The 13,356-nt window shown below is 57.3% G+C and carries 14 protein-coding genes; 6 read left to right on the forward strand and 8 right to left on the reverse strand.

The genetic code is table 11. The features are described 5' to 3' along the window. Nucleotides 1-182 precede the first annotated feature (182 nt). From J8Z22_RS09335 to J8Z22_RS09355, 5 genes are all read left to right on the forward strand, one after another. A complete protein-coding gene (locus tag J8Z22_RS09335) occupies nt 183-2,207 on the forward strand; it encodes a ferritin-like protein (protein ID WP_252010177.1) in 2,025 nt (674 codons plus the stop codon). A 42-nt stretch (nt 2,208-2,249) separates the two neighbouring features. After that, entirely contained in the window at nt 2,250-3,209 is a 960-nt protein-coding gene (locus J8Z22_RS09340; protein WP_252010178.1) for a DUF692 domain-containing protein, read from the forward strand. Further along, nucleotides 3,151-3,957 (forward strand): DNA-binding domain-containing protein, encoded by an 807-nt coding sequence (locus tag J8Z22_RS09345; protein WP_252010179.1) that lies wholly within the window; start codon nt 3,151-3,153, stop codon nt 3,955-3,957. Before J8Z22_RS09340 ends, J8Z22_RS09345 begins: the two co-directional genes overlap by 59 nt. A gap of 83 nt (nt 3,958-4,040) precedes the next feature. After that, nucleotides 4,041-4,982, forward strand: a complete 942-nt coding sequence (locus J8Z22_RS09350) for a LysR family transcriptional regulator (RefSeq protein ID WP_252010180.1) — start codon at nt 4,041-4,043, stop codon at nt 4,980-4,982. 76 nt (nt 4,983-5,058) lie between these two features. Beyond that, nucleotides 5,059-5,664, forward strand: coding sequence for a LysE family translocator (locus J8Z22_RS09355; RefSeq protein ID WP_252010181.1), 606 nt, complete (start codon nt 5,059-5,061; stop codon nt 5,662-5,664). A 316-nt stretch (nt 5,665-5,980) separates the two neighbouring features. Here the strand turns inward: J8Z22_RS09355 and J8Z22_RS09360 are convergent, their stop codons facing one another. The 4 genes from J8Z22_RS09360 to J8Z22_RS09375 are packed head-to-tail and all read right to left on the reverse strand — an operon-like array spanning nt 5,981 to nt 8,805. Next, nucleotides 5,981-7,147, reverse strand: coding sequence for a glutathionylspermidine synthase family protein (locus tag J8Z22_RS09360; protein WP_252010182.1), 1,167 nt, complete (start codon nt 7,145-7,147; stop codon nt 5,981-5,983). Continuing rightward, complete coding sequence (locus J8Z22_RS09365) at nt 7,147-7,845, reverse strand: DUF1190 domain-containing protein (protein ID WP_051252709.1); 699 nt, start codon at nt 7,843-7,845, stop codon at nt 7,147-7,149. The genes J8Z22_RS09360 and J8Z22_RS09365 overlap by 1 nt, the downstream gene beginning before the upstream one ends. 9 nt (nt 7,846-7,854) lie before the next feature. Beyond that, nucleotides 7,855-8,271 (reverse strand): DUF350 domain-containing protein, encoded by a 417-nt coding sequence (locus J8Z22_RS09370; protein ID WP_252010183.1) that lies wholly within the window; start codon nt 8,269-8,271, stop codon nt 7,855-7,857. Nucleotides 8,272-8,325: 54 nt separating this feature from the next. Beyond that, on the reverse strand, nt 8,326-8,805 hold the full coding sequence (locus J8Z22_RS09375) for a DUF2919 domain-containing protein (protein ID WP_028113408.1): 480 nt from the start codon (nt 8,803-8,805) through the stop codon (nt 8,326-8,328). Between the two features lie 153 nt (nt 8,806-8,958). On the opposite strand from J8Z22_RS09375, the gene J8Z22_RS09380 reads away from it, so the two are divergent. Continuing rightward, nucleotides 8,959-9,327, forward strand: coding sequence for a hypothetical protein (locus tag J8Z22_RS09380; protein ID WP_028113407.1), 369 nt, complete (start codon nt 8,959-8,961; stop codon nt 9,325-9,327). A gap of 965 nt (nt 9,328-10,292) precedes the next feature. Here J8Z22_RS09380 and nth read toward each other — a convergent pair. The 4 genes from nth to rsxD are packed head-to-tail and all read right to left on the reverse strand — an operon-like array spanning nt 10,293 to nt 13,352. Continuing rightward, a complete protein-coding gene (gene nth / locus J8Z22_RS09385) occupies nt 10,293-10,934 on the reverse strand; it encodes an endonuclease III (protein WP_252010184.1) in 642 nt (213 codons plus the stop codon). Between the two features lie 41 nt (nt 10,935-10,975). After that, nucleotides 10,976-11,668: an electron transport complex subunit E gene (locus J8Z22_RS09390; RefSeq protein ID WP_028115077.1), complete on the reverse strand. Its 693-nt coding sequence runs from the start codon at nt 11,666-11,668 to the stop codon at nt 10,976-10,978. Continuing rightward, the gene (gene rsxG, locus J8Z22_RS09395) at nt 11,665-12,297 is read right to left on the reverse strand and encodes an electron transport complex subunit RsxG (RefSeq protein WP_028115076.1); all 633 of its coding nucleotides are present in this window, start codon (nt 12,295-12,297) and stop codon (nt 11,665-11,667) included. The genes J8Z22_RS09390 and rsxG overlap by 4 nt, the downstream gene beginning before the upstream one ends. Next, nucleotides 12,297-13,352 (reverse strand): electron transport complex subunit RsxD, encoded by a 1,056-nt coding sequence (gene rsxD / locus J8Z22_RS09400; RefSeq protein ID WP_252010185.1) that lies wholly within the window; start codon nt 13,350-13,352, stop codon nt 12,297-12,299. Before rsxD ends, rsxG begins: the two co-directional genes overlap by 1 nt. Nucleotides 13,353-13,356 lie beyond the last annotated feature (4 nt).

Consider the following 13,356-nt stretch of genomic DNA (forward strand, 5'->3'; position numbering starts at 1 on the left):
AGGCTGCCCCGGCGTTGATGGGCGGGCCGTAGCGGATCTTTAGTGGTGACTTGGTCGTAGCGTCAGGGACGGCAGTTGCAGCCACGGGGATTTCTCCTACGCTTTGGAGTCTGCACCGGAAGTGCTTCCGCGTGCAACGGTGGACAGGAGCGTCTGCCACGACTCAAGGTTAAGGAGAACCCATGTATTTTGAAAATGCAGTGCGTCAGCACCTGCAGGCCAATCCGGCCCTGCAACAGCGCGCCATTCATAATCGCCCCGCGGATGTTGCCGCCGTACGGGCACTGGCTCAAGCCGCCGTAAATGTGGAGTTATTCACCATTCCCCTGTACATGACCGCCATGTACTCGTTGCAGGGGATGCATGCCATTACCGGTGACAATGCCCTGTATAAAGGGCGGCTGTGGCCCGGCATGTCCACCTCGGCTAAGGTACAAACCGCCAACCAGCAGTGCTTTAACACCATCTTCAGCGTGTTCATTCAGGAGATGCTGCACCTGCAATTGGCGTCGAATATATTCAACGCGTTGACTAAAAATGCCCCTGAAAATCAGTGCAGCCCCTGCTTTACCAGTCCGCTGCTTCAAGACCCGGGCACCCTGGGCTGGCATTGCTATGGCGAGACCAAGACCACCATTCCCCACATCATCAACCTGAAAGACACCACGGTTTACCAGAGCGTAACGGTGTCGCTGGGCGAGGTGAACGACAACACCGTGGCGTTGTTTCTGGCCATCGAAGAGCCGGCGGATGTACTGCAAACGCTGATCCTGGACAGCAAACGCGGCGACTATCTGGTGACTAAAGGGCCGCTGTCCGAGCAGGTGCCGTTTGACGGCTGGACCGCCGACAATACCGAGAAAGATCTGCCGATGTTTGGCACCATCGCCGCCATGTACGAATGTCTGGCGCTGTATCTGAATCTGGAGTACAGCGATGGTACCACCCTGATAGAGGCGTTGTATAAGCCGGACTCGATTCAGAACGACTTGTTTAATACCGAGAGTGAGGGGCATTGCAGTCCGGAATTTCCTCACCTCAATACCGTCATCGATGCTGGCTCGGCCGTCGAAGCCAAGGCGCAGATCCTGACCATGATGGACGCCATCACCGATCAGGGGGAAGGGTCCACTCTCAAGGTGCAGGGGCCACAGGTGGCGGTACGCCCTCAGGGCATGGTGGGTGATGCGGTCAAGCCCAACTATCAGCCGGATTTTAATGCCCTGAAGAACGACTACGTCAGCTATAACGACGACGGCCAGAAGGTGGAGTCGGCGGATGCCCATGCCCGCTTCTTTGGTGGGGTGGTGGATCATTACGATCGCTTCCAGCAGGTGCGAGGCTTGCTGGAGTCCGGTCAACTGACCACCTGGTCGCAGTGGCATAACGCTTCCGATCAGCCCAGAAGCTGGCAGGCCAGCATGCTGGAGCTGGAGGGGGCGGCGCCCATCGCCGGCATACCCACTGCCGAAGAGGTCGCCGGGGCGCTCAATCGCCTCAATGCCCCGGACAGTCGTGATGGCAACCTAGAGCTGTTCAGCCGGGTTGCCGCCGGCGCCATCGCCGGCATCACCACGGTGCTGAATGACTATTGGAGCACGCCAAACACGGATTTCCCGTTTCCCTCCATGGCGGGCTCCGGGGATCGCATCTCCATCTGTTGGGCGGTGTTTGGCCAGGCACCGGACCTGAGCCTGGGCCAGTTTGAGCGCCACAGCGGTGACTCTGCACCCTTGTACCATGCCTGTCAGGGGCTGGACTACGGTGACAGCGCCGAGGGCAACCAGTGTGCGTCTAAGGAGGTGTTTCATACCTGCCGTGGCTCTAACGCCTGCAAAGGGGAGGGCGGCTGTGGCTTTGTACAGAGCACCAAGGGGGGCAGTGGCTGTAACGCCATGGTGGCCAAGACCGGCGACGATGAGCTGTACACGGCGCCGGGCGACAACTTCTGTGGCAGTTACGGTGGCTGTGCCGTGCCCATTTCCGCCTCTCAGCGGTTCCCGAAATCCGGCACCATGGCGCTGTATCAGTTGTTTGCGGATAAGGACTCGGTGAAGCTGGAGCAGACCCTGAGTTTTGACGAGGGCGATTCGGTGTACGCCACTGCCTGGAAAGCCTATGAGAAAGTGATGGCCAGCGAAGGTAAGCCGGCCGGTAACGCGCCGGAGGCCAGCGATCTGCGCCTGGCATTTCCACCCTCAACCTAGTGCCATTGAACGGGGGCCCGGCCCCCGTTGCAGGGAGACGCTATGCAACAGATAACTACCGAGCTGGGGTTGGGAGTGGGGCTTCGTAGCTGTCACTTTTCCTGGTTAATGGCACAGCGGGATTCGGCGGCGCTGGGCGTTGACTGGCTGGAGATCATCACCGAGAACTTCCTCGATAACTATGGCTATGCCCGTCACGTGCTGCTGACGCTTAGAGAGCGGCTGCCGATGGCGATGCATGGAGTGTCGCTCTCCATCGGCTCCACCGACCCGCTCAATGTGGAGTACCTGTATAAAGTTAAACGGCTGGCGGATGAACTGCAGCCGGCCTTGGTGTCGGATCACTTATGCTGGACCGGACTGCAAGGGATCAACAGTCATGATCTGTTGCCGATGCCACTGACCCGGGAAAGTCTGAATCACGTCTGTGTTCGGGTAGCCCAGGTGCAGGAGATTCTGGACCGGCCTCTGGTATTGGAGAACCCCAGCAGCTACCTGGCTTTTTCGGAAAACGAGTTCCACGAGTGGGAGTTTCTCAATGAGCTGTGCGCCCGCTGTGGCTGTGCCTTGCTGTTGGATGTCAACAACGTCTATGTGACCTGCTCCAATCTCGGTTGGGACGCTCAGGCCTACCTGGACGGCATTGACGCCGCCAATGTGGTGCAGTGCCACCTTGCGGGACCGACCGACTGCGGCACTCACCTGGTGGATACCCACGATCAGCCGGTGCCAACGCCGGTTTGGCAGCTGTATCGACAACTGGTTCAGCGTACCGGTCCGCTGAGTACGCTGCTGGAGTGGGACGATCGTATTCCACCGTTTCCCGAGCTGGTGAGCGAGGTCCAACTGGCCCGTGAGGTGCTGGCCGGACGGATACCGGACGTGGTTCCGACCAGTGCGACCCAGCCGCTTTCCACTCCTTTGCACACAACGGTAACGGCCCATGAACCCATCGAACCTGAAACATCAGCAGAGCTGGTTGCTACAGCGAATTCTGACTAACCGCTGGAGCGGTGACAGCCCGCTGGCCTATCCCAGAGCCGAGTTTGGCGATCAGCAGGGAACCTTGGTGTACCAGAGGGGCTATCGGCTTAGGTTGATCGAGTGCCTGAAAGCGGAATTTCCCCTGCTCAGGCGTTACCTGGGAGAGGAGACCTTTGGCCTGTTTGCCATGGGCTTTTTGGAGTTTAAGCCCTCAAGCAGCTACACCCTGTTTGATTTGGGCCAGAGTTTTACCCATTACCTGAAGTTGACTCAGCCGAAACAAGCGAATTTTGAGCCTTGGCGCTGGCGCCTGCCCGGTCAACTGGCCCAGGTGGAAACCGCACAATCTCAGGTCGCTCGGGCTCAAGGGCTCGAGTCAAATGAGCCGTCGCTGTTGCCATTGCCGCTGTGGCAATTGCCGCCGGTATGGGTGCCGCCGACCACTCGGGTCTTTGAGTGCGATCTCGACATGATGGCACTGATGGCGCAGCTATCGCGGCAGCAAGTGGCGACGCCGCGGCCGGGTCGGCAACAATTAATGCTGTACCGGCATCGCTATCGAGTGCATCGGCGCCCAATCAGCGCGCTGCAGGCAACGGTGTTGGCGGCGTTAAAGTCTGGCCAGCCCTGGTCGCGGGCGTTGGAATTGGCTCAGTGCAACTCGGCGATGACGGAAAGCGAACGGGTCGCCGAAGCCCTGTCGTGGTTGCCTCAATGGCTCACAGAGGGGGTGGTGGGGCTGGATAAACCGGCCGACCGCGCCTGATGCTTGCTCGTCAGCGGCGCGGGAGTTTGCAGGGCTTGGGAACTTGAGTACCATGACCACAGATCTTGTCTGTTGGAGGGCTCATGCGCCATAACCTGAATCAATTGAGAGTGTTGTCGGCGTTGTTACAGCAACCCAATCTGACCCGAGTTGCGGAGCGCCTGCACATGACCCAGTCGGCGGTCAGCAAAACTCTGCATCAGTTGCGACAGGATTTCGATGACCCCCTGCTGGTGCGCGAAGGTCAACGCTATCTGTTGACGCCTAAGGCGCAATCGCTGCAACTGACCCTGCCGCAGCAATTGCAGCAACTGGATGCCCTGTATCTGCCCCAGAGTTTTGACCCTAGCCTGTGTCAGCGCACCCTGGTGTTTTCTTCATCCGATTACGTGGCTCAGCACATCTTCCCGGCCATCGCCGCCGAAGTGGCGCGCCAGGCTCCTCTGGTAACACTGGAATATCGTTTGTGGGACAAGGGCCAGTTGTCACAACTGGCAAGTCTGCCAGTGGACCTGGTGTCCACCATCGTGGAATCGGTGCCGGATAATGTGGCTCGGCGGGACCAGGGGGAAGATGGCTTGGCTGTGCTGATGTCGGCGGATCACCCGCTGGCTGAGCAAACTCTGACGCTGGAACGGTATTTGCAATTTGAGCATTTGCGAGTTAGCGGTGGTGGTGACAAGGATTCGCCGGTGGACACGGCGTTGCAGGCACTAGGGCATCGCCGCCGCTGCTTTGCTCAGGTGCCGTTTTTCCAGTCGGCACTGGGGCTGCTGATGTCCACGCCAACGCTGCTGACCACGCCGCTGCACATTGCTGCTCAGATGTCGGAGCAAGCGCCGATGGTAGTGAAGCGATTGCCGTTCGACTGCGCGCGCCAGCACTACCGATTGCTGTGGCACCGCCGCTTCAATGAGGATCCGGCTCATCGCTGGTTTCGCGAACTGGCGTTTCCATTTTTGTGCGACCATCTGAACCACTATGTGCAGAAAGGCATAACTAAAACGACTTGTAGGCATGAGTAACTATCGCTTTTGGTAATGTTGTTATGTGAGTAAGCTTGAAGGCAACATTGATAGTGAATAGAGCAGTAAAGCAGTAATGACGTTTTTAACTTGGTTGCCTCTGGCAACAGTATGCGTACTGGGCGCCCTCAGTCCTGGCCCCAGCCTGGCGCTGGTGATTAATAACACGGTGCAGCGGGGCACGGCCACCGGCCTGCGAACCGCTCTGGGACACGGTATTGGTGTGGCCCTGTATGCATTGATCACGGCCATGGGGCTGGGGTTGCTTATCAGCCAGACGCCCTGGTTGTTTGATGGCATTAAGTACGCCGGTGCGGCATTTCTGGTGTACATGGCGATTAAGATTTTGCTGGCCAAGCCCAATGTCGAAGGGCAGAGCAGGTCGCGCAAAACCCGTTTTGTCGGTTTTGGTGGTGGTTTCATGGTGGCTTTTCTCAACCCCAAGCTGGCGATCTTCTTCCTGGCACTGTTCAGCCAATTTGTGCGTGCCGATCTCACCCTTGGGGATCAACTGCTGATGATGGCCACCGCTGGTGGTATCGATGCCCTGTGGTACGCCGCGGTGGCGCTTGGGATCGGCCGTACCGGTTTACTGGGTTGGCTGCAGCGCCACGGTATTTGGGTGGACCGGGTGAGTGCGGTGATTTTCTTGCTGCTGGCAACGGCGGTGGTGTTACAGTAACTTTTGTTAAGCACCTGTTTGCACGATATTAGTGGACCGATTTTTTCAATCTGACTGAACGGTATTATCACTGTGATCCAGAGCACAGTTGCGAAAGAGGTGTCTTGAGCCACCCAGCACAGCGGTTAAGCTGGTGTCAACCGTTGTCGGACTAAGGAGTGATGTCCATGGATACTAATGTTAAATACGCTTTGGGCGCCGTTGTTGGCTCTCTGGGTACCATCTGCTTCCTGGCTTCCTTGATTTTCTAAGTCGGACCAAGCAGAAAAAATGCCGCCCGATGAGGCGGCATTTTTGTGCCTGCGATTTGTTCGAATCAGGGCAGAATGATGTGGGGGACGAATCGGGACAGGTCCTGGGTGATCAGGCTGTGATCTTCCCGTACCGAGATCCCGGCGGCTTCATCGCCCACCAACCAAGAGCCGATAAGGGCATAGTCGTCGCCAAACTTAGGTAAATCCTGAAACGCCTGGTAGATAACGCCCTCTTCGCCGTAGGGACCATCACTGTCGGCGATAGATTGGTTGCCGTCGAGAATGCGGACATTGGCGCCTTCACGGGAGTAGATTGGCTTTTCAACCAAGCGGGATTCGTTAGCCAGATGGCGTTCGTCGGCAAAATAGGCCGGCAACAGGTTAGGGTGGTTGGGGAACAGTTTCCACAACATCGGTAGCAGTGCCTTGTTGGACAGCACCGATTTCCAGCTTGGCTCCAGCCACCGGGTCTGGGCTTTGTCGATGTAGTCGCCAAACTCCTCCCGTAACATAAATTCCCATGGATACAGCTTAAAGGCTGCGTGCATGGGGCGGCTGTCTCCATCCACAAAGCCACCCTGAGGGGTGATACCGATGGACTCGATATAGGTAAACAGCGTTTGCAGGCCGGCTTCTTCAGCGCAGTCCTGTAGGTACTGCACCGTGCCCCGATCCTCGTCGGTGTCCTGACAGCAGGCGAAGTGCAGGGGTACCGGTGGCCAACTCTGTTTCAGTTGAGCAAAGCGGGCGATCAGTTGTTCTTGAATGCTGTTGAACTGGTCACTGCCGTCGGCCACTGTGCCATCCTTCAGTCGTTCGTCCAGCCACAGCCACTGAAAGAAAGCAGACTCGTACAGAGAGGTGGGGGTATCGGCGTTATTTTCCAGCAACTTAGCCGGACCGCTGCCATCGTAGGCCAGATCCAGTCGGGCGTACAGAGCCGGGTCCTTCAGGCGCCAGGAGCGGGCGATCATCTCCCAGTGAGCTTCGGGAATGGCGAATTTACGCAGTAGGGCGTCGTCCTGAACCACTTTGTCCACCACCTCCAGACACATCTGGTTGATCTCAGTGGTGGGGTCTTCCAGATCCCGCTCAATTTGATCCAGCGTGAAGGCGTAGTAGCGACTTTCATCCCAATAGGGCTCGCCATACATGGTATGAAAGTTAAAACCGTAGGTCTCGGCCTGCTGCTGCCAGTTGGTTCTCGGGGTGATAAGGTGACGTTGCATTAGCCGCCCCAGCCACGACTGGAGCTCTTACGAGCGCTGCTGCGGGCTTTGGCCGCTTGAGCCGATTTTACCTGCGCCATTTTACCGAAGCCTCCCCGTTGGGTGACATTAGTGGCTTTCTTCGGGGTGAAGTTATTGGGGCTGGTACGGACAACACGGTCGCCACTGCGTCCGACCACATCACCGGCACCGGTGACCAGCTTGCCATTCAGTGGTGAGCGGGCGTTTTTGGAGCTGTATACCGGGGCGGTGCGGTATTTGTTGCGGGAACCGCTGAGCATATTACCGAGCATGTAACCGTACATCATCGGCATAAACCAGCCTCCACCACCGCCGTTATCGGCGTATTGTTCGCCGTCCGCCAGAGTGTTCACATCGCCAGCCAGGTCGGTGGCAAAATCGCCGCCACCGGTGCACTGCTCGGCACCAAATTCGAGTTCACAATCGGCCAGCGAGTTAAAGCGGGGAGCGGTCTCTTCCGCCAGCGCCTGGGCCTCTCCAAAGACGCTTTGGCACAGTTGATCCTGGCCGGGATTTACCTGAATGCACTCGGTGACGTTGCGATAGACCTGGGCGGTTTCCTGCATCGGTTCCGGGCTGCAGCCTGTCAGCGTTAGCGAGACGCTGATGGCGGCGGCGGTGGGAACGGTCAGCTGTTTCTTGAATCGGGGTGACAAAATAGAGCGACTGCGCTTCACAGGAGTCTCCTAGTAACTCATGCAGGCCGCATTCAGCAGGCCGACACTGATGTTGATGGCGGCCAGCACGATGGCGGCGGCAACGTTATTCTGTTCAATTTTCTCTACCAGACCCGGCAGAATGACAAAGCGGACGGCGGTGAAGGCCAGTAACTGGGCCAACAGCGCCACGCCGGCCCATAGCAAATAGTCGGTGACCGATACCGAGTTGCTGGCGGCTGCAGCCAGAGCCAGGGTGAAGCCTACCAGTGCTCCACCAATGCCGATGGCAGCGGCCTGATTCTGGCTTTCTTTAACCAGCCCCCACTCATCGTAAGGGGTGATGGCGGAATAGATCACCTTGAATACTGCGATCAGGGCCAGACCGATGACCAGGTAAGTGAAAAAGGGGCCGATACCAGCCAGGGAGTGGGTCAACATTTCCATATTTTTGCCTTATTTTTCAGGAGATCCATTCTATACCGAAAGCCGATGGCGTCGCTAACTTCTTACTTTGGTGTGAGACAGAACGTGTGCCCCATCGAAGTAGTGGCCAATGCGCCGACTTTTAATAAGGTACCAGCCAAACCAGAAACTGGCTAACAGCGGCAGCGCCTGATACAGGGCAACGTCGCCCCGTTGATGGTGAAGCGCGCTGGCTTGCAGAACCAGATCCAACAGCCAGTTGGCCATCAGAATCCATTTGCCTTGCTGCCAGACTCGTTTTATCCACTGGCGGTCGCCGCCTTTAAAGCGACCGAGAATCGTCAATAACACGACCGGTAACCCGGAGAGCAGACCCAGATAGAAGTAATGGGTGCTGGGGTAAAACAGCGCCAGAATGTCGGAGCCGGTGCTGCGGCTGGCGGCGGCGATGGCCATCAACAGCCAGGTTCGGCCTAAAAACGCCATCAGAACAAACAGCCACAATGGCGGTTTCAGGTCTCCATGTTGATTAAAGGCGTATATCGGGTAGGTCACGGCTCGGCTCCTTGAGGACATGACAAGGTTATGGGGGCGGTTGAACCGAATTTCAATAAGCAGTCGCCATTGCATTGATTGTGACAGTGGCATGACCCTGTTCTATGATGGTACTCATGCCCAAGGACTGGGCCCCAGCTAGAGGATGGCAGTATGAGACCACGATTTCAGGCCGGACGACACATCATCATTCGTATCCCCCCTCATGAGTACCCGGGTAATTTGAGCTTTTATCGCGACGTTTTGGCGTTGGAAGAGGACGCCAATTACGTGGACCAGGGCTTGGGTGCTCACTGTTTCTGTTTTGGCGACAAACGCCTGGTGTTGTCTGAGGTTAAGACCATCAGTCAACTGGAGATCTGGTTGCACGTGGAAACCGATAACGTCGATGATGCCGCATTCTTTCTGGCAACCCACGGGGTAGTGCGTCGCGACGAGATTGCGCCTTTGCCGGACAATGGCGGCTTTTGGGTCTGCAGTGGGTCCGGTGTCATTCACCTGATAGACGCCATGGCCTCCTGAACGGCAGAAGTCACTGGGCCCTCGCGCTGGCAAGGGCGACAGTGCGAGTTGGCGGGGTTTGCGGTAGCCCAGTTGTTATTGTGGTTTCCGCAAAGCTCGGTGCAGCAGGTTCCCCTCGCACTTTAAACACCCCTCCGTCGTGCCCGCGCACGCGGGTACCCAGTGTCTGTGCCTTTCGTCATTTTTGCGCAGGCGAGAATTCAGCGTCTTTCTCAAGGTTAAAACTAAAGCCACTGGGCCCTTGCGTTCGCAAGGGCGACAGTGCGAGTTGGCGGGGTGTGCGGTAGCCCAGTTGTTACTGTGGTTTCCGTAAAGCTTGGTGCAGCAGGTTCCCCTCGTACTTTAATCCCCCCTCCGTCATGCCCGCGCACGCGGGTACCCAGTGTCTGTGCCTTTCGTCATTTTTGCGCAGGCGAGAACTCAACGTCTTTCTCAAGGTTAAAACCAAAGCCACTGGGCCCTCGCGCTGGCAAGGGCGACAGTGCGAGTTGGCGGGGTTTGCGGTAGCCCAGTTGTTATTGTGGTTTCCGCAAAGCTCGGTGCAGCAGGTTCCCCTCGCACTTTAAACACCCCTCCGTCGTGCCCGCGCACGCGGGTACCCAGTGTCTGTGCCTTTCGTCATTTTTGCGCAGGCGAGAATTCAACGTCTTTCTCAAGGTTAAAACCAAAGCCACTGGGCCCTCGCGCTGGCAAGGGCGACAGTGCGAGTTGGCGGGGTGTGCGGTAGCCCAGTTGTTACTGTGGTTTCCGTAAAGCTCGGTGCAGCAGGTTCCCCTCGCACTTTAATCACCCCTCCGTCGTGCCCGCGCACGCGGGTAGCCAGTGTCTTTCGCCCGCAGAAGCAGAGAGGACAGCTCATCGCCCTTGTGCGGCAACATCGCTGAGTGGTGTCAGGTGAAGCTGGCGGCAATCATGCCATACAATAACGCCGTGGCAGACCACGGCGTTATTGTTTTGAGGAGGGGTTATTCTTCGGGGTAGACCTTCTCTTTAAACTCACACAGGTCTTCGATGATGCAGCTGCCACAACGAGGCTTTCTGGCCAGGCAGGTATAGCGCCCGTGCAGAATCAGCCAGTGGTGCACGTCCACCTTAAACTCACTGGGAACCACTTTCAGCAGTTTTTGTTCTACCTGGTCAACGTTTTTACCCATGGCGAACTTGGTGCGGTTCGATACCCGGTAGATGTGGGTATCCACTGCGATGGTGGGCCAACCGAAGGCGGTGTTTAACACCACGTTGGCGGTTTTTCTGCCGACGCCGGGTAGTGCTTCCAGAGCGGCGCGATCCTCGGGGACTTCGCCGCCATGCAGGTCGACCAGCATCTGAGCCGCCTTGATGACGTTTTCCGCCTTGGTGTTAAACAGGCCGATAGTCTTGATGTAGTCCTTGATCCCTTCAGCACCGAGATCCAACATCGCTTGCGGAGTATTGGCTATCGGAAACAGCTTACGGGTGGCCTTGTTGACACTGACGTCGGTGGCCTGAGCCGACAGGGCGACGGCGACCAGCAGTTCGTAAGGGGTGGAGAACTCCAGTTCGGTGGTCGGGTGCGGATCGTTGTCACGCAGCCGAGTCAGGATCTGTAGCCGTTTTTCGTTATTCATGGTGTTGTGCGTTCCGTGTCATTAACCGGCCGGGCTTATTGTTAGTTGGTTACCCGGGCTCGTTCAATCTTAACTGTTTCTTTTTTATTGGCAAAGGCAGCTTCGACCTTGTCGTTCATGGCATTTTTGGCGGCGATTAGCAGGCCCATGGCGATAAAGGCACCCGGTGGTAACAAGGCCAACAGGAACGGGCTGTCCACCTGCCACAGTTCGATACGCAGTGCCGTGGCCCAGTCTCCCAGTAACAGGTCGGCGCCATCAAACAGGGTACCCTGGCCCAGAACTTCACGGATACCGCCTAACAGGCTGAGCACAATCAGGAAGCCGGTCGACATCATAAAGCCATCGAAGGCAGCATGGGCAACAGAGTGTTTAGAGGCAAAGGCCTCGGCCCGGCCAATGATGACGCAGTTGGTAACGATCAGCGGCAGGAAGATCCCCAGAGACAGGTACAGGCCATACGCGTAGGCATTGACCAGCAGTTGTACGCAGGTCACCAAAGCGGCAATGATCATCACATAGATGGGGATGCGCACTTCACCCGGAATGCTGCTGCGAAGCAGAGACACCAGTACGTTGGAGCACACCAGTACTACCATAGTCGCCAAACCCAGGCCAATGGCATTCGTCAGAGTGTTACTGACGGCCAGAAGCGGGCACAGTCCCAGCAGTTGCACCAGGCCAGGGTTACTCTTCCACAGCCCCTGCCAGGCAATCTCTTTCATTTGACTCATGACTTGTCTCCACATTGTGGTGCCGTGGTGATCTCGTGCTTAAACCGTTTAATGTAGTTCAGGCCGTTGCGTACCGCTTTGGTGTAGGCCCGCGGTGTGATGGTGGCGCCGGTAAACTGATCAAAGTCGCCGCCGTCCTTCTTAACGCCGATGCGTTTGTCGTCTTCATCGATCAGGTGATAACCGTTGAAACTCAAGACCCAGTCAGATTTTCGGGTTTCAATGCTGTCGCCCAGCCCAGGGGTTTCTTTGTGGCTGAGGGTGCGAACGCCCAGAATCTTTTCGTCCCAACTAACGCCGATGATCAGATTGATGTCGCCGTTGTAACCGTCGGGGGCGGTGGTTTCCAGTGCCATAGCGACCGGCAACCCCTCTTTAATCGCCACGAACGCCCGTTGAGGTTTAGTGGTGCCCAGGTACTGTTCGTTGGTCACCAGATGACAGCTTTCATGAAGAGGCAGATCGTAGCTGTCATTGGGCAGGATCTGGTGCAGAGTTTTCAATAACTCCTGCTGCTGCTGTTCGTAGATGCGTTCTTTGGTGAGCTGATGAGTCACCGCCACCACAGCGGTGGCCGCCATGCCGAACAGCGCCAGAATTAAGCCATTTCGTTTCATTGAGGCCAGCATTATTCGCTCCCGTGACCGTATGTGCGTGGGCGGGTGTAATAGTCGATCATTGGCGCGCACATGTTGGCCAGTAGAACGGCAAAGGCGAAGGCGTCCGGGTAGCCGCCAAAGCTGCGGATCAGGTACACCAATAGGCCAATCAGGGCGCCAAAAATTAACCGTCCTCGAGTACTGGTTGCGGCGGTAACCGGATCGGTGGCGATGAAGAAGGCGCCAAACATTGCCGCGCCGGAGAACCAGTGGAACACCAGTCCGCCGGTACCGTCCGGGTGCAGCATGGTGCCCATAAAGGCCGACAGGCCCAGCGCCGCGAGAACGGCCACGGGAATGTGCCAGCGAATCACTTTCAATTTCAGCATTATCAGTCCGCCGAGCAGAAAACCGGCGTTGACCCAGGCCCAACCGACGCCAAAGCTGCCATCAAAAATGGGCTTGGCGAAGCTCTCACCGGCAGTCAGACCGAGAGTGAGATCGGTCTTTAGGGTATCCAGTGGCGTGGCCATGGTGACCCCATCGATGCCCAAAGACAGTTGCGACATCGATAGCCCCAGATGGTTGCTGCCCAGAAAGATCATCTCCAGCACGGAAGGGAGATCCAGAGCGTTGGCCGCCAGCGCCTGTGGAGGCAGCCAGGCGGTCATCTGAACCGGGAAGGAGATCAGCAGGGCGACGTAGGCCACCATGGCCGGGTTAAACAGGTTTTGTCCAAGGCCGCCGTACAGTTGTTTGGCGACGACGATGGCAAAAAAGGCACCCAATGCAACAATCCACCAAGGGGCCAGTGGTGGCATACAGATGCCGATCAGCACGGCGGTCACCAGCGCGGAGTAGTCTCCCAGGGCGGCCATGACCGGCCGGCGCCGCAGTTTGACAAACAGGGCTTCGGCGCTCAGTGCCACCACTACGGCGATGGCGATTTGAATCAGGTTGCCCCAACCAAAGAAATACCACTGGGCGGCTATGCCGGGCAGGGCACATAGGGCGACGCGTTGCATCACCTGACTGGTTTTTGTGTGCGTGGTCGCGTGGGGTGAGGAGGCAATCTTAAAGGCCATGTAT

This window comes from Ferrimonas sp. SCSIO 43195 (assembly GCF_023716685.1).
Taxonomy (GTDB): Bacteria; Pseudomonadota; Gammaproteobacteria; order Enterobacterales; family Shewanellaceae; genus Ferrimonas; species Ferrimonas kyonanensis.

Coding starts and splice junctions, on each gene's coding strand:
- J8Z22_RS09345 (WP_252010179.1), top strand. CDS start 3,151: ATGAACCCATCGAACCTGAAACATCAGCAGAGCTGGTTGCTACAGCGA.
- J8Z22_RS09340 (WP_252010178.1), top strand. CDS start 2,250: ATGCAACAGATAACTACCGAGCTGGGGTTGGGAGTGGGGCTTCGTAGC.
- J8Z22_RS09335 (WP_252010177.1), top strand. CDS start 183: ATGTATTTTGAAAATGCAGTGCGTCAGCACCTGCAGGCCAATCCGGCC.
- nth (WP_252010184.1), bottom strand. CDS start 10,934: ATGAATAACGAAAAACGGCTACAGATCCTGACTCGGCTGCGTGACAAC.
- J8Z22_RS09390 (WP_028115077.1), bottom strand. CDS start 11,668: ATGAGTCAAATGAAAGAGATTGCCTGGCAGGGGCTGTGGAAGAGTAAC.
- J8Z22_RS09380 (WP_028113407.1), top strand. CDS start 8,959: ATGAGACCACGATTTCAGGCCGGACGACACATCATCATTCGTATCCCC.
- rsxG (WP_028115076.1), bottom strand. CDS start 12,297: ATGCTGGCCTCAATGAAACGAAATGGCTTAATTCTGGCGCTGTTCGGC.
- J8Z22_RS09370 (WP_252010183.1), bottom strand. CDS start 8,271: ATGGAAATGTTGACCCACTCCCTGGCTGGTATCGGCCCCTTTTTCACT.
- J8Z22_RS09355 (WP_252010181.1), top strand. CDS start 5,059: ATGACGTTTTTAACTTGGTTGCCTCTGGCAACAGTATGCGTACTGGGC.
- rsxD (WP_252010185.1), bottom strand. CDS start 13,352: ATGGCCTTTAAGATTGCCTCCTCACCCCACGCGACCACGCACACAAAA.
- J8Z22_RS09350 (WP_252010180.1), top strand. CDS start 4,041: ATGCGCCATAACCTGAATCAATTGAGAGTGTTGTCGGCGTTGTTACAG.
- J8Z22_RS09360 (WP_252010182.1), bottom strand. CDS start 7,147: ATGCAACGTCACCTTATCACCCCGAGAACCAACTGGCAGCAGCAGGCC.